This window comes from Pseudoxanthomonas sp. USHLN014, assembly GCF_037153335.1.
In the GTDB taxonomy this organism is placed as follows: Bacteria; Pseudomonadota; Gammaproteobacteria; order Xanthomonadales; family Xanthomonadaceae; genus Pseudoxanthomonas_A; species Pseudoxanthomonas_A winnipegensis.
Genome location: NZ_JBBCKO010000013.1, coordinates 75,176 through 94,961, shown reverse-complemented (window position 1 = coordinate 94,961; position 19,786 = coordinate 75,176). Strand labels below are relative to the sequence as shown.

General features: G+C 70.0%; 15 protein-coding genes. 11 read left to right on the top strand and 4 right to left on the bottom strand.

Going from position 1 to position 19,786, the window contains the following annotated elements:
- The first annotated feature begins 9 nt into the window (after positions 1-9).
- The 3 genes from WFQ05_RS18835 to lipB all read left to right on the top strand — a co-directional run bounded on the left by WFQ05_RS18835 (position 10) and on the right by lipB (position 2,374).
- Positions 10-1,209: a D-alanyl-D-alanine carboxypeptidase family protein gene (locus WFQ05_RS18835; RefSeq protein WP_130523248.1), complete on the top strand. Its 1,200-nt coding sequence runs from the start codon at positions 10-12 to the stop codon at positions 1,207-1,209.
- Between the two features lie 176 nt (positions 1,210-1,385).
- The gene (locus tag WFQ05_RS18830) at positions 1,386-1,664 is read left to right on the top strand and encodes a DUF493 family protein (RefSeq protein WP_130515636.1); all 279 of its coding nucleotides are present in this window, start codon (positions 1,386-1,388) and stop codon (positions 1,662-1,664) included.
- On the top strand, positions 1,652-2,374 hold the full coding sequence (lipB, locus tag WFQ05_RS18825; protein ID WP_130530852.1) for a lipoyl(octanoyl) transferase LipB: 723 nt from the start codon (positions 1,652-1,654) through the stop codon (positions 2,372-2,374). The genes WFQ05_RS18830 and lipB overlap by 13 nt, the downstream gene beginning before the upstream one ends.
- Here lipB and WFQ05_RS18820 read toward each other — a convergent pair.
- Positions 2,327-2,857: a hypothetical protein gene (locus WFQ05_RS18820; protein ID WP_337054907.1), complete on the bottom strand. Its 531-nt coding sequence runs from the start codon at positions 2,855-2,857 to the stop codon at positions 2,327-2,329. The genes lipB and WFQ05_RS18820 overlap by 48 nt on opposite strands.
- 125 nt (positions 2,858-2,982) lie before the next feature.
- Between WFQ05_RS18820 and glnE the strand changes: the two genes are divergently transcribed.
- The gene (glnE, locus tag WFQ05_RS18815) at positions 2,983-5,748 is read left to right on the top strand and encodes a bifunctional [glutamate--ammonia ligase]-adenylyl-L-tyrosine phosphorylase/[glutamate--ammonia-ligase] adenylyltransferase (RefSeq protein ID WP_337054915.1); all 2,766 of its coding nucleotides are present in this window, start codon (positions 2,983-2,985) and stop codon (positions 5,746-5,748) included.
- 462 nt (positions 5,749-6,210) lie between these two features.
- Here glnE and WFQ05_RS18810 read toward each other — a convergent pair whose 3' ends face one another.
- The gene (locus WFQ05_RS18810) at positions 6,211-7,179 is read right to left on the bottom strand and encodes a mitochondrial fission ELM1 family protein (protein ID WP_337054906.1); all 969 of its coding nucleotides are present in this window, start codon (positions 7,177-7,179) and stop codon (positions 6,211-6,213) included.
- Between the two features lie 171 nt (positions 7,180-7,350).
- Between WFQ05_RS18810 and WFQ05_RS18805 the strand changes: the two genes are divergently transcribed.
- Both WFQ05_RS18805 and WFQ05_RS18800 read left to right on the top strand, forming a co-directional pair.
- The gene (locus WFQ05_RS18805; protein WP_337054904.1) at positions 7,351-7,941 is read left to right on the top strand and encodes a malonic semialdehyde reductase; all 591 of its coding nucleotides are present in this window, start codon (positions 7,351-7,353) and stop codon (positions 7,939-7,941) included.
- A 79-nt stretch (positions 7,942-8,020) separates the two neighbouring features.
- Positions 8,021-8,599 (top strand): YceI family protein, encoded by a 579-nt coding sequence (locus WFQ05_RS18800; RefSeq protein WP_130515646.1) that lies wholly within the window; start codon positions 8,021-8,023, stop codon positions 8,597-8,599.
- Between the two features lie 685 nt (positions 8,600-9,284).
- Here the strand turns inward: WFQ05_RS18800 and WFQ05_RS18795 are convergent.
- Positions 9,285-9,944, bottom strand: a complete 660-nt coding sequence (locus WFQ05_RS18795; RefSeq protein ID WP_337054903.1) for an HAD-IA family hydrolase — start codon at positions 9,942-9,944, stop codon at positions 9,285-9,287.
- A 264-nt stretch (positions 9,945-10,208) separates the two neighbouring features.
- On the opposite strand from WFQ05_RS18795, the gene WFQ05_RS18790 reads away from it, so the two are divergent.
- From WFQ05_RS18790 to WFQ05_RS18770, 5 genes are all read left to right on the top strand, one after another.
- Positions 10,209-12,989 (top strand): TonB-dependent receptor, encoded by a 2,781-nt coding sequence (locus WFQ05_RS18790; RefSeq protein ID WP_130530866.1) that lies wholly within the window; start codon positions 10,209-10,211, stop codon positions 12,987-12,989.
- A 135-nt stretch (positions 12,990-13,124) separates the two neighbouring features.
- Positions 13,125-14,711, top strand: coding sequence for a flavin monoamine oxidase family protein (locus WFQ05_RS18785; RefSeq protein ID WP_130516213.1), 1,587 nt, complete (start codon positions 13,125-13,127; stop codon positions 14,709-14,711).
- Positions 14,708-15,175 (top strand): cytochrome c, encoded by a 468-nt coding sequence (locus WFQ05_RS18780; RefSeq protein WP_130523254.1) that lies wholly within the window; start codon positions 14,708-14,710, stop codon positions 15,173-15,175. The genes WFQ05_RS18785 and WFQ05_RS18780 overlap by 4 nt, the downstream gene beginning before the upstream one ends.
- A 38-nt stretch (positions 15,176-15,213) precedes the next feature.
- Positions 15,214-15,708, top strand: a complete 495-nt coding sequence (locus WFQ05_RS18775; RefSeq protein ID WP_205953491.1) for a RidA family protein — start codon at positions 15,214-15,216, stop codon at positions 15,706-15,708.
- A gap of 22 nt (positions 15,709-15,730) precedes the next feature.
- Positions 15,731-16,954, top strand: coding sequence for a pyridoxal phosphate-dependent aminotransferase (locus WFQ05_RS18770; protein WP_131660157.1), 1,224 nt, complete (start codon positions 15,731-15,733; stop codon positions 16,952-16,954).
- 48 nt (positions 16,955-17,002) lie between these two features.
- Here WFQ05_RS18770 and WFQ05_RS18765 read toward each other — a convergent pair whose 3' ends face one another.
- A complete protein-coding gene (locus tag WFQ05_RS18765) occupies positions 17,003-19,756 on the bottom strand; it encodes a LuxR C-terminal-related transcriptional regulator (protein ID WP_130523691.1) in 2,754 nt (917 codons plus the stop codon).
- Positions 19,757-19,786: the final 30 nt, after the last annotated feature.

Here is a 19,786-nt window from a genome sequence, read left to right as displayed (position 1 = left end):
AAGTCTTCCATGAAGTTCCGTTTCGCCTTCGCCGCCCTGGCGACCGTCGCCTTCGGCGCGGCCATCGCCCAGACGCCGCCGCCCTCCGACGCCGTCACCGCGCCGCCGCCGGACATCAAGATCCCCGACGCGCCGGCGCCGGCCGTGGCCAAGGCCTGGATCGTGATGGACGCGGCCAGCGGCCAGGTGCTGGCCGGCAACAACATCCATGAGCATCTGGCCCCGGCCAGCATGACCAAGGTGATGACCTCCTATGTGCTCGCCGCCGAGCTGAAGGCCGGCAAGATCACCCGCGACGACCAGGTCATGATGAGCGAGCGCGCCTGGCGCGAGGGCGGCGCCGGCACCGACGGCAGCTACAGCGGCTTCCCGGTCAACCAGACCGCGCGTCTGGAGGACATGGAAAAGGGCATGGTGGTGCAGTCGGGCAACGACGCGGCCATCGCCCTGGCCGAGCACACCGCCGGCAGCGCAGAGGCCTTCGTCGAGCTGATGAACGCCTACGCCCAGCGCATCGGCATGAAGGACACCCACTTCGTCGACGTCCACGGCCTGGCCGCCGACGGCCACTACTCCAGCGCCTACGACATGGCCCTGCTGGGCCGCGCGCTGATCCGCGACTACCCGGACACCTACGCCTACAACAGCATCAAGGAACTGACGGTCAACGGCATCACCCAGCCCAACCGCAACCTGCTGCTGTGGCGCGACCCGAGCGTGGACGGCATCAAGACCGGGCATACCTCGCAGGCCGGCTACTGCATCATGAATTCGGCCAAGCGCGGCGATCAGCGCCTGATCACCGTGATCATGGGCGATGTGTCGGAGAAGCAGCGCGCCGAGGACTCGCTGGCCCTGCTCAACTGGGGCTTCCGCTTCTACGAGACCCATCGCCTGTATGAGCCGGGCAAGGTGCTGGCCACGCAGAAGGTGTGGAAGGGCGACCAGCGCCAGGTGCAGTTGGGCGTCGCCGCGCCGCTGCTGGTGACCGTGCCGCGCGGGCGTTACGAGCAGCTCAAGCCGTCGATGGACGTGCCCAAGCAGCTGGTGGCGCCGATCAAGCAGGGTCAGCAGATCGGCACCGTCAAGGTCAGCCTGGATGGCAAGGTCATCGCCCAGGCGCCGCTGGTGGCGGTCAATGCGGTCGAGGAGGGTGGCTTCTTCCGCCGGCTGTGGGATGCGTTCTGGATGTGGTGGGAATCGGTCTGACCAGACCCGAGGCGCCTGCAAACGTGTGAGCTGGGCGCCTTTGTCTGAGCGTCCCGCGTTCGTGGGCACGACGATGAGACCGCATGTTGGAACGGGGAAGCCGGCGCAAGCCGGCTTCTTCGCGTCCGGGCCGCGGCGGACTTGGGTTTGCGCGGGTCCGACCCGATAATCCGCCGATGGACATCACCTCGGACAATCCCGAACACGGCTTCCAGTTTCCCGGCACCTTCGAGCTCAGCGCCATGGGCCGGGCCGGCATTGAACTGGAGCGCGAACTGCCGCGCCTGCTGGCCGGCGCCGGCGTGGACGTGCTCGAAGAGCGCGTGAGCTGGAAGCACTCGGCCAATGGCAAGTACGTCTCGGTGCGCATCGCCTTCCGCGCCGACTCGCGCGAGCAGTACGACGCGGCCCACCGGGCCTTGCGTGGCCATCCGGAAGTGAAGTGGACGCTCTAGCCGCGGCCTGTCCCTCGCCGCAGGGCGATGCGGCCATCGCCGCGCGCGCGCCGCTGCCGGCCAGCGTGTACGAGCTGGGTCGCCAGCCCTACGAACCGGTCTGGCGCGCGATGCAGGCCTTCACCGACGCGCGCGACGAGACCACGCCCGACGCGCTGTGGCTGGTCGAGCACGAACCGGTGTTCACCCTGGGCCAGGCCGGCAAGCCCGAGCACGTGCTGGCGCCGGGCGACATCCCGGTGCTGCACGTGGACCGCGGCGGCCAGGTGACCTACCACGGGCCGGGCCAGATCGTGCTCTACCCGCTGCTGGACCTGAAGCGGCTGAAGATCGGCGTGCGCGACTACGTATGCCGCATCGAGCAGGCGATCATCGACACCTGCGCCGAATGGAACATCGATGCCGAGCGCAAGGACGGTGCGCCCGGCGTGTACGTGGCCGGCGCCAAGATCGGCGCGCTGGGCATCCGCGTGCGCCGTGGCTGCACCTTCCACGGCCTGAGCTTCAACATCGCCATGGACCTGGAGCCGTTCCACCGCATCAATCCCTGCGGCTACGAGGGCCTGCAGACCGTGGCCCTGTCCGACCTGGGCGGCCCGTCCTCGATGGAGGCGGTCAAGGCGGTGCTACTGGAAAAGATCGCCGCGCAGTTCGGGCTGGTGCTAAGCCGAGCCGATGCGCTGCCTGGGGCGCTGCGGGCGGGCGAATAGCCAAAGCAGCAGAGGGATCGGCACGAGTGGGGCCACGAAGAGCAGGTGCAGCCAGACGCCGAGCGAAGCAGTAGAAGACACGGAGAACAGCATCCATTCCAGCAGCCCGATAGGCAGGCACACCGCCGCTGAAAATATTGCATGTTGGCTCCTGCTCCGACGCAGGCTTGGTCGCAACAGGCCCGCCAAGACGCCTGCGCACAAGCCCGCAGGGAGGTAGGCCGTTGCGCCGGCGAGGGCAGAAGGGCCGAATGCGGAAGGCTCCAGTTGGATGACAGGTCCCCAGTCGCGATCGTCAAACGCGTTACCTGTCATCATGAACAGGCACATGCTCACCGCCGCTGCGGGAATGCCTCGTATTAGGAAGTAGCGCAGGCCGCGTAGCACATCCAGCACAAGTTGCTTGCCTGAACGTGGCGGAGTCGGATCGTCCGCAGGGGAGCGCACCTGGGCTCGCGGTGCGGCATAGGGGTTGTCGTGCATGCGAATCCTTTTGATGAAACGTCCTGGCAGCGGCTGATGCACACTTGCCGCCGATGATCAGTCTGCCAGAGCTCACAGAGAAGGCGTTGCGCCGGTTGCGGGCAACGGATGCGACGCTGGAAAGCATGCTGGCCGAGCCGCTGACCGTTGCCAGCGTGGGCCAACTTGCGCTGGTCAGCGACTTCGCCATCGACACGCTGTGCCGGCAGCCGGCGCTGCTGGAGGAGCTGCTCGACGATGCGGCCACTGCCTTCGCGCCGCCGGACCTGCGGCAGGCACCGGCCGCGCAGTGGCCGGCGCTGCTGCGCCGCTTCCGCGCGGCCGAATCCACCCGGCTGATCTGGCGCGACGTGGTCGAGGGCGCCGATGTCGACGAGATCCTGGCCGGCAGCACGGCCCTGGCCGAGGCCTGTCTGCATGCCGCGCTGGACGCGCTGGAGGACGAGTTCGCCCAGCGCCACGGCGTGGTGCGCGATGCCCAGGGCCAGCTGGTGCGGCTGGTGGTCTTCGGCCTGGGCAAGCTCGGCGGTGGCGAGCTGAACTTCTCCTCGGACATCGACCTGGTCTACGCCTTCGCCGGCGGCGGCGAGTCCGAGCCTGTCTCCGCCCAGGCGGGGAAGCCGCGGACGCTGGCGGCCGAGGAGTACTTCTCCCGCCTGGGGCAGCGGCTGGCGCGGCTGCTGGACGAGACCACCGCCGAGGGCTTCAGCCACCGCGTCGACCTGCGCCTGCGGCCGTACGGCAGCGCCGGGCGGGTGGCGCTGTCGTTCGCGGCGATGGATCGCTACTTCCAGACCGAAGGCCGCGACTGGGAGCGCTACGCCTGGCTCAAGGCGCGCGCGGTGGCCGGCGACATCGCCGCCGGCGAGGCCTGGCTGCGCACCCTGCAGCCGTTCGTGTACCGGCGCTACCTGGACTTCACCGCGCTCGATGGCCTGCGCGCGATGAAGGCGATGATCACCGCCGAGGTCGCGCGTCGCGAGCTGGCCGACGACATCAAGCGCGGGCCGGGCGGCATCCGCGAGATCGAGTTCCTGGCCCAGGCGCTGCAGCTGGTGCACGGCGGCCGCGATGCGCGCCTGCGCCAGCGCGGCCTGCGCGCGGCGCTGCAGGCGCTGGTGCAGGCGCGCCTGCTCGCGCCGGAGACCGGCGCGGCGCTGGGCGAGGCCTACCGCTTCCTGCGCGTACTGGAGAACCGCCTGCAGATGCTGCGCGATGCGCAGACCCATGTGTTGCCGGACAACGCGCAGGACACGCTGCGCATCGCGCGCGGGCTGGGCCATGCGGACGGCGACGCGCTGCGCGCCGCCCTGGCCGCGCAGCGCGCGGTGGTGAGCGCGGCCTTCGCGCCGCTGATGGCCGCGCCCGAGGACGCCGAGGACGGCGCGGCGCTGGCGCCGTTCCAGCGCATGCTCGATGGCGCCAATGCGAGCCAGGCGCTGGAGGATGCCGGCTTCGCCGATGCCGCGCAGTCGGCGTCGCGGCTGCAGGACTTCCTCGCCTCGCCGGGCGTGGCGCATCTGTCCGACAGCGCGCGCACGCGGCTGGAGCGCGTGCTGCCGGCCATGCTGCAGGCCGCGGCGGCTTCCGACCTGCCCGATGCCGCCCTGCAGCGCTGCCTGGCGCTGCTGCAGTCGATCCTGCGCCGCACCAGCTATCTGGCGCTGCTGGACGAGGTGCCCAGCGCGCTGGCGCGCCTGGTCGATGTGGTCGCGCGCAGTGCCTGGCTGGCCGAGCGCGTGGCCCAGTACCCGCTGCTGCTCGACGAACTGCTCGACGCGCGCGCCGCCGGTCCCTTGCCGGATCGCGCCGCGATGCAGGCCGCCTGCGCGGCCGCGGGCCAGCACGCCGACCCCGAACAGGCGCTGCGCCGGCTCAACGAGACGCGCCTGGCCTTCAGTTTCCGCATCGCGCTGGCGGCGCTGGACGCGCGCCAGCCGCCGCAGGATTCGGCGCGGCAGCTGGCCTGGCTGGCCGATGCGGTGTGCGTGCAGGTGTTGGCGATGGCGCGGGCCGCGGTCGAGGCGGCGCACGGCCGGGTCGCCGGCGGCCAGTTCGGGCTGATCGGCTATGGCAGCCTGGGCGGGCTGGAGATGGGCTTCGGCTCGGACCTGGACCTGGTGTTCCTCTACGACGCGCCGGCCGATGCGGTCTCCGCGCCTGTTTCCGCGCACGCGGGCGGCGCCCGCGCGCTGGAGCCGGGGCGCTACTACGCACGCGTGGCGCAGAAGGTCGTCGCGCTGCTGGAAACCATGACCGGCGCCGGCCGCCTCTACGCGGTGGACGTGCGCCTGCGCCCGGACGGCGCCAAGGGCCTGCTGGTGACCTCGCGCACCAGCTACGAGGACTACCAGCGCCAGCGCGCCTGGACCTGGGAACATCAGGCGCTGGTGCGTGCGCGGCCGGTGGTCGGCGATGCCGCGCTGCTCGAGGCTTTCGAACGCATCCGCGCCGAGACGCTGGGCCGGGCGCGCGAAGCGGAGGCGCTGCAACAGGACGTGGTGCACATGCGCGGCCGCATGCGCGCCGAGCTGGATCGCAGTGCGCCGGGGCGCTTCGACCTGAAGCAGGGTGCCGGCGGCCTGGTGGATCTGGAATTCCTGCTGCAGGCGCGCGTGCTCGAACATGCCGCCGCGCACCCGGCCGTGCTGGCCCCCCGCAACACCCGCGACCTGATCGCCGCGCTGGCCGAGGCCGGGCTGCTTGAGGCCGGCGAGCGCATGGCGCTGCTGGACGCGCACGCGACCCTGCTCGCCGCCGGGCTGTCGTGCACGCTGGACCGCCGCCCGCGCCTGACCGCGCCGACGCCGGCGCTGGAGCACGCGCGGCAGGCGGTGACGGCGGCCTGTCGGGCGCATGGCTTGGCGTTCGCCCCAGGGAAGGAGGTCTGAAAGCCCAAAGACTCGGTCATCCCGCGCACGCGCGAATGGCTGTTCGGCGGACGCATGTCCGACAGTCCAGTGCCTGTGTCGTTCCGCGCGAAAGTCCCTGGGTTCCCGCATTCGCGGGAACGACGGCCGGGTTGAGTGCGCGCGCCCCAACTTGCCCGACCTGGCCTGAGCGAAGCGGCTCAGTCGCCGCCGCAGAACGCAGCGGCTGCTGAGGCACGCGCAAAGGTTCGCTTCTTTTGTGGGAGCCGCCATGGCGGCGATCGGGCTTTACCGGTAGAGCCCTATCGCCGCCATTGGCCGAAAAGGCCACAAGGGCGGCTCCCACCTGTAGAGCGGAGCTCGCTCCGCTGGGGCCTTCCCCACGAACCGAACGAAGCGCAGCAGAATCCCCCCCAAGGGGATCGCCACAAGCTCCGCGCTACGGGCAGGCCGCCGCGAGATTTGAGGAAGCAGTTGCTCGCGTTACTGAGCGCCCGCCTCATCCCACCCACCCAACCGCTCGCGCACCAGCGCCGCGATCCGCGCGGTCTCGCGCAGCGGGGTGACGGCAAACGGCGCAAGCCCCGCGTCCAGCGCGGCGATGCGCCCGCGCGCCTGCAGGGCGGCGATGAACTGCGCCGGCCGGCCGCGCACGCGCTGCGGCGCATGCACGAACACCGGCGCAGACGTGGCGCAGGCCTCGGACAGCATGTTGACCGAGTCTGCGGTGCAGACGATGCGGTCGGCAAAGGCGAGCAGGCCAGGGTAGGGGTTGGGCCCGTCCTGCGCGCCGGTCCACACCAGGTGCGGCGTGCCGACGTAGTGGCGGCGCAGCGCCTCCACCAGCGCCGGCGGCGTGCGCCGCGACACGGTGGCCATCACCGTGCCGCCGTGCGCGCGCAGCGCGGCATCGAGCGCGGCGGTGATCGTGGCGAGATCCTCCGCTTCCAGCCGCGCATGCGCGCTGGGCCCGCCGACCAGCAGCGCGGTCCGCGGGCCGGGCAGGGCGCCCAGGGCAGGGAAGTCCGCGCGCGCCTGCGCCAGCCAGGCGTCATCGACCGGATGCAGGCTGCCCAGCAAGGTCAGCACATTGGCCGCGCGCAGGCCGTCGTGTTCCGGGGCGATCACCAGGTCCCAGTGCCGCGGCGCGAGGCGCGGATCCAGGATCTGCACGGCCTGTGCGCCGCGCGCCCGCAGCAGCCGCGTGGCCAGCGCCGCCTGGCGCCCGCAGCCGATCGCCAGCCGCGGTGGCGCCGCCAGCGCCTGGGCGAAGCCCGGCCCGAACGCCTGGTCCGCGCCCGGCAGCCAGCGCGGCGCGAGCGCTTTCCACGGCGCGCGCGGCTGCAGCGTCCAGGCCTGCGCGGGCAGCCGCAAGGCCCGCGCCAGCGCCTCGGCCTGGCGCACGTTGCCGGCATGGCCATTGGTGAGAGTCCAGGTGCGCGCGGGCGTCATGGGCAACGTTCGACGAAACCGACAAAGCTGTCAGGAGGGGATTGGTGTTGCAACCCAAAACAATCCGTTGCGGGTCCCCTTGGTGTCGCCGGGGTGGTCGCACCCTACACTGCGCCCGGTCGTCGCGCTGGTTCGGCGTACGTACCCCCTTGCTCTGACGGAGTGGTTCCGATGTCGCAGTCCCTCGATGCCGCCGCGCTGGATCAGCTGTTCCGCAGCGCGCGCACCTATAGCGCCTTCACCGACGAGCCGGTCACCGATCAGACGCTGCATGCGCTCTACGACCTGCTCAAGTGGGGCCCGACCGGCGCCAACAGCACCCCGGCGCGCTTCGTCTTCGTCCGCTCCCTCGAGGCCAAGGCCAAGCTCAAGCCCTCGCTCGCTCCGGGCAACGTGGACAAGACCATGGCCGCGCCGGTGACGGTGATCGTGGCCTACGACCTGGATTTCCACGAACACCTGCCCAAGCTCTACCCGCACACCGATGCCAAGGCCTGGTTCGACGGCCCGCAGGAGGCCCGCCGCGAGCCGGCCCTGCTCAGCGCCGTACTGCAGGGCGCCTACCTGATCCTGGCCGCCCGCGCGCTGGGCCTGGATGCCGGCCCGATGTCCGGCTTCGACGCGGCCAAGGCCGACGAAGCCTTCTTCGCCGGCACCTCGCTGCGCGCCAGCTTTCTGGTCAACCTGGGCTATGGCGATGCGTCCGCGCTGCATCCGCGCCTGCCCCGGCTGTCCTTCGACGAGGCCGCGCGCATCGTCTGATGCCGCGGTCGTTTGCGATTCACCCGGCTCCAACGCCACCGCTGTTCCCTTAGCGCCACACCACCAAGGAGTTCCTCGCATGCGCAAGTTCCTGCTCGCCGCCGCCCTGTCGGCCCTGGTCGCCCCGGCCTTCGCCGCCCCGACCACCTACAAGCTCGACCCGGGCCACACCGATGTGATCGCCACCTGGAACCACTTCGGCTTCTCCAACCCCAGCGCCCACTTCGGCAACGTCGACGGCACGCTGACCTACGATCCGGCCAACGTGGCCGCCTCCAGCGTCCAGGTGACCCTGCCGCTGTCGGGCCTGGAGAGCTTCGTGCCCAAGTTGAACGAGCACCTGGCCGGCTCGGATTTCTTCGACGCCGCCAAGTTCCCCACCGCCACCTTCAAGTCCACCAAGGTCCAGTCGACCGGCAAGGACAAGCTGAAGGTGACCGGCGACCTGACCATCAAGGGCATCACCAAGCCCGTCGTGCTGGACGTGACCCTGAACAAGGCCGGCGAGCACGCGATGAAGAAGGTGCAGTCGATCGGCTTCGACGCCACCGCCACGGTCAAGCGTTCGGACTTCGGCGTCGGCGCCTACGCGCCGATGGTCAGCGACGAGGTCAAGCTGCACATCACCACCGAGGCCGACGCGGCCAAGGCCAAGTAAGCCCGCGCGGCCGCCTCGGCCGCGTCTTGCGCAAGCACGGAAGCCGCTGGGGATGTCCCGGCGGCTTTTTTCTTTTGGGTGCTTCGCGCGGTGCGAGGTCGCTGATCCCACTTCGCCGACCAGCCTCGACCCGGCCGGGCCCGGGTCCTCGGCTCGGTCCACCCTCGACGGCGACTCGCCGCGCGGGCCATCCCTCCGCGCGCCTATCCGGGTCGAGGCGCTGCGAGCGTACAGAACAGGACTCCTTCCAACTCGAAGCGCTCTGCCCCTCCCTTTCGCCGCAGGCGAAGGGGAGGGCCGGGGTGGGGTGCTTTTGCTTTTGCTCTTGCTTCAGTGGGTTGCCCGGTAAAGCCCCGACCCCTCCCCATCCCTCCCCTGCGCTACGCGCAAGGGAGGGGGCTCAAACCGAAGCCTTCCGACTCGAACCGCTGCCCTTCCGAAGTGAGCAACACCCCAGCGTGAGCCCCGGCCCCGTGGTCGTTTGATCAATGGCGAAAGGTTTCGCCGGGAAAGCCCCCATCGCCGCCATGGCGGCTCCCACATGTAGAGCGGAGCTTGCTCCGCTGGGGCCTTCCCCACGAACCGAACGAGAGCAGCGGAGCAAGCCCGCTCTACAGGCAGGCCGCTGCGAGATTTGAGGAGACAGTTGCTCCCACAGGGAGCGGACAGGGGCGCAGGAGCTCTTTCAGGCGCCGGTTTCCAGCCCGTACAGCGCCAGTGCACGCCGCAGGGCGGCGGCGCTCGAGAAGCCCAGCGCGTCCAGTCCCGCCGCGCGGGCGCCGTTGACGTTCTCGTCGCGGTCGTCGATGAACAGCGTCTCGGCCGGCGCCGCGTCCAGCAGCGCGAGCGCACGCAGGTAGGCCTCCGGCGAAGGCTTGGCGATGCCGACATCGCCCGCGCCCACGACCCGGTCGGCGAACAGCGGGAACAGCGGCGGACAGATGCGCCCCAGGTGCAGCGTCAGGAACGGCCCGTTGTTGGTGAAGATCGCCACCGCCGCCTGCCGTGACACCGCCCCGGCCAGCGCGACCATCGCCGGATCGGCTGGCGTGGCCAGCGCACGCGCGGCGATGCAGTCCTCCAGCGTCAGCCGCGCCCCCAGGCGGCGCGAGAGCTCGTCGGCATAGTCCACCGGCCGCCACAGACCGACGTCCGACTCGTGCTCCAGCCCCGAGTCGAACAGCGCCGCCTGCACCGCGCCCGGCGTGGTGCCGCTGCGGCGCGCCAGCTCGCACAGGCGCAGGCGGCGGTCGTAGCGCGCCAGCACGTCGTCCAGATCGAACAGCACCAGCCTGGGCTGGCGGAACGGGCGTGGCCGGGAGCGGGGTTGGGGTGTGGACAACATGAACAGGCCGATCGGAGCGAGCTGCCGAGCATAGCCGCCTCCGGGCGGGTGGGCCGAGGTTGTCCCAATTCCTGTCCCGGCCTACCCACCAAGGCGCCACTCACCCGTCACGGGAGATGGCCGGGGTGACAGCTGAGGTTAGCTTCGTGTCAACGCAGGGCGTCGCCTTCCCGCACGCCGCACGGTCAAGGGGGCCGTTGCGCCGCCCTGCGCCCCACCCCCCCACCTCGCTTTACCTATTCCGCCTTGCAAGGAGTACAGGTCATGCGCAGTCGCTTCACCCGCCATTCCCTCGCCGTCGCCGTCGCGGCTTCCCTCGCCCCCTCCCGTGCGAGCCTGCGTGGCCTGTCCTCGGCCATGTTGCTCGGCCTGGCGGTCCAGGCGGCCAGCGCCGCCGACCTGCCCGCGGCGCCCGCCGCCGACGAGACGCCGGCCGAGCCCCAGGCCAAGACCCTGGACGCCGTCAGCGTCATCTCCACCGGTACGCGCAAGGCCAACATGGCCGTGACCGACAGCCCGGCGCCGATCCAGCTGGTCAGCGCCGAGGCGCTGTCCAAGACCGCCGCGCCCGACCTGATGAACGCCATCGCCAACCAGGTGCCCTCGTACAACGCCTCCCAGGTCGGCGGCGACATGGCCAGCCAGACCCTGACCGCCTCCATGCGCGGCCTGACCGCCAACCACACCCTGGTACTGGTCAACGGCAAGCGCCGCCACGTCACCTCCAACTTCGGCGTGGCCGGCAGCGGCGAGATGGCGACCGACCTGTCCTTCATCCCGCAGTCCGCGATCGACCATGTCGAAGTGCTGACCGACGGCGCCGCGGCGCTGTACGGCTCGGACGCCATCGCCGGCGTGATCAACATCATCCTGAAGAAGAACTCCTCCGGCGGCGAGTTCAACGCCGGCTATGCCGGCTATTCCGACGGCGGTGGCGGCACCGATTCGTGGGGCGGCAACATCGGCCTGGGCGGCGACAACGGTTTCGTCAGCATCAGCGTCGAGGCCGAGAACCGCGAGTCGGTCTACCGCTTCTCCAACCCCAGCTACGCCAACTGCCTGCTCAACCAGGACGCGTGCCGCGCCTATGCCACCGCCAACGGTCGCTCGGACCTGCTCAGCCGCCTGGCCAACGACCAGGGCGCGCTGCTCAACAAGCGCTTCCCCGGTCTCAACGCCTGGCTGAACCCGCCCGAGATTCACCGCAAGATCGCCATGTTCAACGCCGGCTACGACTTCGGCGACGGCCTGGAGTTCTACGCTTTCGGCAGCTACGGCAAGAAGACCGCCCAGTCCGAGGAGAACTATCGCCGTCCCTCCCAGGACGGTGGCTACACCGATCCGACCACCGGTGAGGTCAAGCACAAGTACGCCTACGGCTTCAATCCGTCCGAGCGCTCGGAGGAGAAGGACTACGACATCACTGCAGGCCTGAAGGGCGATTTCGCCGACGGCTGGATGTGGGACATCTCGACCGAGTACGGCCGCAACGAGATGGACGTCTACACCGTCAACTCGATGAACTTCTCGCTGTGGCAGGCCACCGGCAGCTCGCCGGAGAACTTCTACGACGGCACCTTCTACAGCACCCAGTGGGACACCAACGCCAGCGTCACCAAGGACTTCGACATCGGCCTGAGCGGCGGCCCGCTGACCCTGAACGCCGGCCTGAACTACCGCCGCGACGGCTACGGCATCGAAGCCGGCGAGCCGGCCTCCTACTACGGCGCCGGCGCCTCGTCCTTCCCGGGCTACAACCCCCTCTCGGCCGGCGACTACTCGCGCCACAGCCAGGCGGTGTTCGCCGACGTGATCCTGTACCCGGTCGATGCCTGGCTGGTGGACATCGCCGGCCGCTACGAGAAGTACAGCGACTTCGGCAGCAAGGCGATCGGCAAGTTCACCACCCGCTACGACTTCTCCGACACCTTCGCCATACGCGGTACGGCCAGCACCGGCTTCCGCGCGCCGAACATGGGTGAGAACTACTACACCGCCATCCAGGTCAGCCCGACCGGCGCGACCGCCACGCTGGCCGGCGCCTCGGTCGGCAACGGCCTGAAGCCGGAGACCAGCACGAACTTCTCGCTGGGCCTGGTGTTCTCGCCGCTGCCCAACCTGACCTCGACCCTGGACGCCTACCAGATCAAGATCTCCGACCGCACCTACATGGGCTCCTTCGCCTATTCGCAGGCGCAGTCGGCGGCCACCCGCACCGGCCGCACCACGGGCCGCTGGAACGCCGACCTGCCCGATCCGGCCGACACCGACGGCGACGGCGTTCCGGACGACAACTACAACCAGATCCTGGGCAACGCCCTGGTCGCCGGCGGCTTCATCAGCAACGCCAACGACCCGTCCGCGCCGGGCGGCAGCTTCGACCAGACCGCGCGCGCCAACATCAACCTGAGCTTCCTCAGCAACGTGCTGGATACCAAGACCACGGGCGTGGACTGGGTGACCAACTACACCAGCGACATGTCCTGGGGCTCGATCGACTGGCTGCTGGCCGCCAACTACAACAAGACCGAGGTGACCCGGGCCGGCCGCGTGCCGGGCTTCGAGACCATCCCGCTGTTCACCGAAGCCAACATCTACGACATCGAGCACGCCAGCCCGAAGTTCCGCGTCAACCTGGCGGCGACCTTCAACTGGCAGAAGTTCACCCTCACCCTGCGCGAGTCGATCTACGGCCCGCAGACCCAGGTCAACAGCCTGGCCGGCTATGAGAGCCTGGCCGACCAGCTGGACGTGATCACCCTGGGCAGCGGCGAGTACTACAAGCTCAAGCTCGGCACGATGGCCACCACCGGCTTCGACCTGAGCTTCAAACCCACCGACAGCTGGACCCTGAGCGTGGGCGGCGACAACGTGTTCAACAAGTACCCCGACAAGATCCCGTCGGCGGTGTGGAACTACGACGTGGCCAACTACCAGAACGGCAACAACGAGTACATCGCCAGCAGCAACTACGCCGGCTTCAGCGGCAGCCCGATCGGTTACTTCGGCGCGCGCTACTACGCCAAGCTCACCTACCGCTTCTGATCCAAACCCGCCGGTGCGCGCCTGGTGCGCGCATCGGCGGTGCCTTGCGCGGGTGCGTTTCCGCGTTCTCCCGAAACAGGCCGCTTCGGCGGCCACGCAGACGAGTCAGACATGCAAGACAGTGTTCGTAACGGCATGACCCGTCGCCAGCTGCTGGGCCGCATCGGCCTGGCCGCCGGCGGCACGATGATGTACCAGGCGATGACCAGCCTGGGGTTCGCCGCCGATTCCGGCTACGCCGGCCCGGTCAAGCTGCAGGGCAATCCCAAGGGCGCCACCGTGCTGATCCTGGGCGCGGGCCTGGCCGGCATGAGCGCGGCCTACGAGCTGCGCAAGGCCGGCTACAAGGTCAAGATCCTCGAGTACAACGCCCGTCCCGGCGGTCGCAACTGGACCCTGCGCGGCGGCGACACCTATACCGAGCTGGGCGGCGAGACGCAGCACTGCGGCTTCGATCCCGGCCTGTACATCAATCCCGGTCCGTGGCGCATCCCGCACCACCACCGCGCGATGCTGGCCTACTGCAAGCAGTTCGGCGTCGCGCTGGAGTCCTTCGTCCAGGTCAACTACAACGCCTACCTGCACAACACCAACGCCTTCGGCGGCAAGCCGCAGCGCTTCCGCGAGATCGATGCGGACTACCAGGGCAATGTCTCCGAGCTGCTGGCCAAGATCACCCGCCAGGGCGCGCTGGACAAGCTGGTCACCAAGGAGGACCAGGAGCTGCTGCTCGAATCGCTGCGCAGCTGGGGCGCGCTGGACAAGAACTTCGCCTACACCACCAGCGACATCAGCAGCATGCGCCGCGGCTTCGCCAAGTACCCCGGCGGCGGCGTGTCGGGCAAGCCGGAGTTCTCCAAGCCGATGTCGCTGCAGGACGTGCTGGGCTCGCACCTGTGGAACCAGCTGGCGGCCGGCAAGAACATCGAGATGCAGACCGCCATGTTCCAGCCGGTTGGCGGCATGGACATGGTCGGCAAGGCCTTCGCCCGCGAACTGGGCCCGGGCGTGATCCAGTACAACGCCAAGGTCGTGGATATCGACCAGGACGACCACGGCGTCAGTGTCACCTACGAGGACACCGGCGCGCCGGGCAACAAGCAGGTCGCCAAGGCCGACTGGTGCATCTGCACCATTCCCTTCTCGGTGCTCAGCCGCATCCCGGTCAAGGTCGGCCCGGCCATGACCGAGGCGATCACCAATCTGCCCTACGCCTCCTCGGTCAAGGTGGGCCTGCAGTTCAAGCGCCGCTTCTGGGAAGAGGACGACAACATCTACGGCGGCATCAGCTACACCAACCTGCCGATCACCAACATCAGCTATCCCAGCACCGGCTTCCACGCCGCGGGCAAGGGCGTGCTGCTGGGCGCCTACATCTGGGGCCTCGACGCCTACGACTTCACCTCGCACAGCCCGGCCGAGCGCGTGCGCCGCGCGGTGGCCTTCGGCAGCCAGATCCATCCGCAGTACCCGGCCGAGTTCGACAACGGTGTGTCGGTGGCCTGGCATCGCGTGCCCAGCAACCACGGCTGTTTCGGCCAGTGGGACGAAGCGCTGCGCGCCAAGCACTACGCCGCGGCCACGCAGATCGACGGCCGCATCGCCATGGCCGGCGAACACATCTCCTACATCCCGGCCTGGCAGGAGGGCGCGGTGCTGTCCGCGCACGATGTCATCGGCCGCCTGCACGCCAAGGTCATGGCGACCGGAGGCCGGGCATGAGCCGCCGCACGTGGTACCGCTTCGGCGGCGCGCTGACGCTGGCCGCTTCCGCGCTGGCCCTGCCGGCGCTGTGGGCACCGGGCGCGCAGGCGCAGACTTCCGACGCTACCGGCCTGCTGCAGACGCGCGACTTCTCGCACGCCGACGGCGCCCAGGTGTACGCCACCATCTGCGCCGGCTGCCATATGTCGGCCGGGCAGGGCGCGCGCGGCGCGGGCGAATACCCCGCGCTGGCGGGCAACCCCAAGCTGGGCGCGGCGCCGTACGTGGAAATGATGGTGTTGAACGGCCATGGCGCCATGCCGGGCTTCGGTCCTATGCTCAGCGACGGGCAGATCGCGCAGGTCACCACCTACGTGCGCACCCATTTCGGCAACCAGTACGACGATGCGGTGAGCGAGGCCGACGTCAAGGCGCTGCGCGCCTCGCTGGCAAGTACGGCCACGCCCGAGCAAGACGACTGACATCCTTATCCATGAAGATCCCAGGAGCCACCATGACCCTGTCCCGCCGCCTGTCCCTGTTCCTGCTGGCCGCGCCGCTGGCGCTGTCGGCCCACGCCGCCGACGTCAAGCGCTACGCCATCCCCGGCAGCGACTTCCCGATCGCCTCGGCCGTGGAGATCCCGGCCGGCAAGACCACCATCTACCTCAGCGGCAAGGTGCCGGCCGTGGCCGATCCGGCCGCGCCCAAGGACTCGATGGAGGCCTTCGGCGACACCAAGACCCAGACCATCAGCGTGCTCACCCAGATCAAGCAGCAGCTCGAAGGCATGGGCCTTGGCATGAAGGACGTGGTCAAGATGCAGGCCTTCCTGGTCGGCGGCCCGGAGAACGGCGGCAAGATGGACTTCAAGGGCTTCATGGAGGGCTATACCCAGTTCTTCGGCAAGGAGGCCAAGCAGATGAACCTGCCGGCGCGCTCGGCCTTCCAGATCGCCGCCCTGGGCAATCCGGGCATGCGCATCGAAATCGAAGTCGTCGCCGTCCGTCCCTGATCCCGATCGAGGAATTGTCCCCATGAAGCAGCCGCTCTCCCGTCGTGGTTTCCTGCGTGGTTCCGCCCTGGCCGCCGGTGCGGGCGTCGGCGCACCCCTGCTGTCCCTGTCCGGCCTAGCCCTGGCCCAGAACCAGTCGCGCAAGCGCCTGAAGGTCGACCCGGCGGCCTCAGCCGCCGCGGGCCTGGCGCCGGTCTACATCAACGCCAACGAGAACCCCTATGGGCCCAGCCCGGCGGCGCTGAAGGCCATCGACGGCATCGCCCCGCAGGGCGGTCGCTACCTGGGCGATCTGCAGACCGAGCTGGTCGGCGAACTGGCCAGCCAGCTCGGCCTCAAGCCGGAAAACATCGTGCCCTACGCCGGCTCGACCCCGCCGTTGCAGTACACGGTGATGGCCTTCACCTCGCCGAGCGCGGCGCTGGTCACCGCCGACCCCACCTTCGAGCAGGCCTGGCGGGTGGCCGACGCGATCAAGGCGCCGGTGCACAAGCTGCCGCTGCGCAAGGACTACAGCCACGACGTGCAGGCCATGTGCGCCGCCGACGCCAGCGCCGGCATGCTCTACATCTGCAATCCCAACAATCCCACCGGCTCGCTGACCACGCGCAAAGACATCGAGTACGCCCTGGCCAACAAGCCCAAGGGCAGCATCCTGGTGCTGGACGAGGCCTACATCCACCTCTCGCCCAACGCGGTCAGCGGCGTGGATCTGGTGGCCAAGGGCGAAGACGTGGTGGTGCTGCGCACCTTCTCCAAGCTCTACGGCATGGCCGGCATCCGCCTGGGCTACGCGGCCGCCCGCCCGGACCTGTTGGCCAAGCTGACCTACTACGGCTTCAACTCGCTGCCGGTGACCGCCGCCGCGGCCGGCCTGGCCAGCCTGCGCGATCCGCAGCTGGTCCCGCAGCGGCGCAACGCCAACACCGTGTTGCGCGATGAGGTCACCACTTGGCTGACCGCGCAGGGCTATCCCTGCACGACCTCGGAAAGCAACTGCTTCATGGTCGACGTCAAGCGCCCGGCGCCGGAGTTCATGAAGGCCATGGCGACCTACGGCGTCTTCGTCGGTCGCGCCTGGGCGGTGTGGCCGACCTGGTCGCGCATCACTGTGGGCACGCCGGCGGAAATGGCGCGATTCAAGGACGCCTTCGCCAAGGTCATGGCCGGGCAGATGGGTCCGCTGGACGTCAAGACCGCGATGCTCAGCGACGAACGCCGCGACGGCAGTCTGACCCTGGTCTGATCGCTGCGTTGAAGCAAGGGCCGGCGCGCAATGCGCCGGCCCTTTGCATTACTCCGGGCTGCTGGCCGCGCCGATCAGCCCGCGCTGCAGGGCGTTGCCCAGCGCGGCTTCGCGTGTGCCGGCTTCCAGCTTGCGGTAGAGGTTCTTCAGGTGGAACTTGACCGTGTTCTCCGACAGCGACAGGCGTCGGGCGATCTGCTTGTTGGACAGGCCGCTGGCCAGTTCCTGCAGGACTTCCAGCTCGCGCTCGCTGAAGAGTTGCACCGCCAGCGCATCCTCGCAGGACAGCTTGTCCAGCAGGGTCTGGATGGTCAGGGCGCGGGTGGTGCCGGCCACGGCTTCGGGATCGTGCTGCCGCGCCACGCGTAGCAGCGCCTTGACCGGCAGGCCCGGCTCCAGTGCGACCTGCCAGGCGCGCGTGGCGGCGATGCGGTCCAGCGCGGCCGACAGTGCCGGCAGGGCCTGCTGCAGTTCGCCGCGCTGCTGGCGCACCAGGGCCATGCGCACGCGCACGCGGTCCAGGTGGTGCGCGTCGTCGCGTTCGCGCGCATCATTTTCCAACGCCTGCAGCAGCGCCAGGGCGCGACCGCTGCGGCCGGCTTCGGCATGCCAGCGCGCCAGCGCCAGGCCCAGCGCCTGCGACTGGCGCCAGGTGTGGGCATTGGCCAGCGCGTGCTGCAGGGCCATTTCGCCGCCGCTGCGGGCCAGGGCGGCATCCAGTGCGTGGTCGGCGGGCAGGTCCAGCTGCACGTCCACCCGCCAGGCGGCGGAGAGGTCGGCCAGACGCGTCAGGTGACGACGCGCCGCCAGTGCGTCGAGGCGATCGAGCAGCGCGCAGGCGGTACGGCCGCTGCGGTCGCGCTGGCGCGCCAGGGCGAGCGCGGTGCCGAAGCCGGCGACGTAGACATCGACCCAGCCGTCGCCCGCTTCCAGCACCTCGAGCGCGCCGTCGAGCTGGTCTGCCGCCTCGTCGTGGCGCCCGCGTTCGAGCAGCAACTGGGCGATCAGGCAGCGGCAGGCCGCCACCAGCACCGCATCGCTGCCCTGGTGCGATTGCGCCAGCTGCATCGCGCGCGCGTACACGGCTTCGGCCTGATCCAGCGCGCCGCGGTAGAAATAGCTCTGGCCCAGGTGCGTCAGCGCGTAGCCCACCGCGATCTGGGTGCGGTCCTGTTCGAAGGCCAGCGCGCCCTCGCGCGCCAGCTGCTCGGCCTGGGCGAACTGACCGCGCCCCAGCGCGGTGGTCGCGCAGATGCACAGCAGGGTGCCGCGGCCGAGGTGGTCCTCCTGGTCCAGCGCCTGTGCCTGCGCGGCCAGCTGCGCCACACCGCGCGGCTGCGAGCAGATCTGATCCATCAGGTCGCGCAGCAGCGCCACGACCACGGTGTAGTCACGCTCCAGCGGCGCGCGCACCTCGTCGGGGAAGCTGCGGAACCGCTCGAGCAGGGTCTGGGCATGGCCGAATTCGCCCACGCGCAGGTGTAGATAGGCCTGGGTGAGATTGAGCGCCGGCGTATCGCGCACCGTGCGCGGATCGAACTGGCGCAGCAGTGCGCGCGTGGCGGCGATGCCCTGGGAGAGCAGCAGCTGCCAGGTGCCGGCGCGCGCGATGCAGTCGGCGGCCAGGGCCACATCGTGCGCGCCCAGCGCATGGCGCACCGCTTCGGCCAGCTGCCCGTGCGCGGCGCACCACAGCGCGGCGCGGCGGTGCAGGGTCTGGCCCAGCGCCGGTGACCGGCGCTCCAGCTGCAGATGCAGGAACTCGGCGAACAGCGGGTGATAGCGGAACCAGGCGTGGTCGTCGTCCAGCGGCACCAGCAGACCGTGGAAGTGGCCCAGCCGGTCCAGCAGCCGGCCGCTGTCCTGGCGCTGGCGCACCGCATCGGCCAGGGGCGCGTTGAAGCGCGCCAGGCCCGAGGTCTCCAGCAGGAAGTCCCGCAGCTCCTCGTCCAGGTCGCTGACCACCTGTTCGGCCAGATAGGCCGCAAGCCCGGCCGAGCGGCCGCTGAAACGCGCGATGTCATCGCCGCGGGTCTGGCCGCCGGCGAGCCAGGCGGCAGCCAGGCGCACGGCCACCGGCCAGCCTTCGGTCTTGCCGCGCAGACGCTTGGCATCCTCGTCGCTGGCCTGCGTGCCGAGCAGGGCGCGGGTCTCGCCGCCGTTCATGGCCAGCTGTGCGGCGTCGATGCGCTGCAGGGCGCCGCGCACCGACAGCCGCGCCAGCGGCAGCGCGGGCGCGCGCCGGGTCGCCAGCAGCACATGCAGATGCGGGCCGCCGTGTTCGACCAGCAGGGTAATCAGTTCGTCGTTGCGCGGGCAGGCGGCGCGGTCGTAATCGTCCAGCACCAGCACCAGCGGGCGCTGCGTGCAGCGGATGGCGCGCAGCAGCGCGGTGCGCAGCGCGGCCAGGTCCAGTTCGCGCCAGTGCAGCCCGCCCAGCGGCGTGGCGCCGGCCTCGCCGGCGGTGACGCCCAAGGCCAGGCCCAGATAGGCCAGCAGGCGGCCGGGCTCGGCATCGTCCTCGTCCAGGGACAGCCAGGCCGCATCGACGGTGCCGCGCTCGAGCAGATGCGCATGCCACTGCGCCAGCAGCGTGGTCTTGCCGAACCCCGGCGGCGCCAGCAGCAGGGTCAGCGGCACGCCGATCCCGGCGTCCAGGTGCGTCAGCAGACGGTCACGGCGCACGGCGTCTAGATGCAGGCGAGGCGGCTCGAGCTTGTCCGGCAGCACCCAGTCCCCGGTGGAGCCGGGCTCACGGGCAGCGGGTGGACGGCGTCCGACCAGAGCAACGGGTTTGGCGATGGGCACGACGAGTCTCCGCAGCGGCGGCCT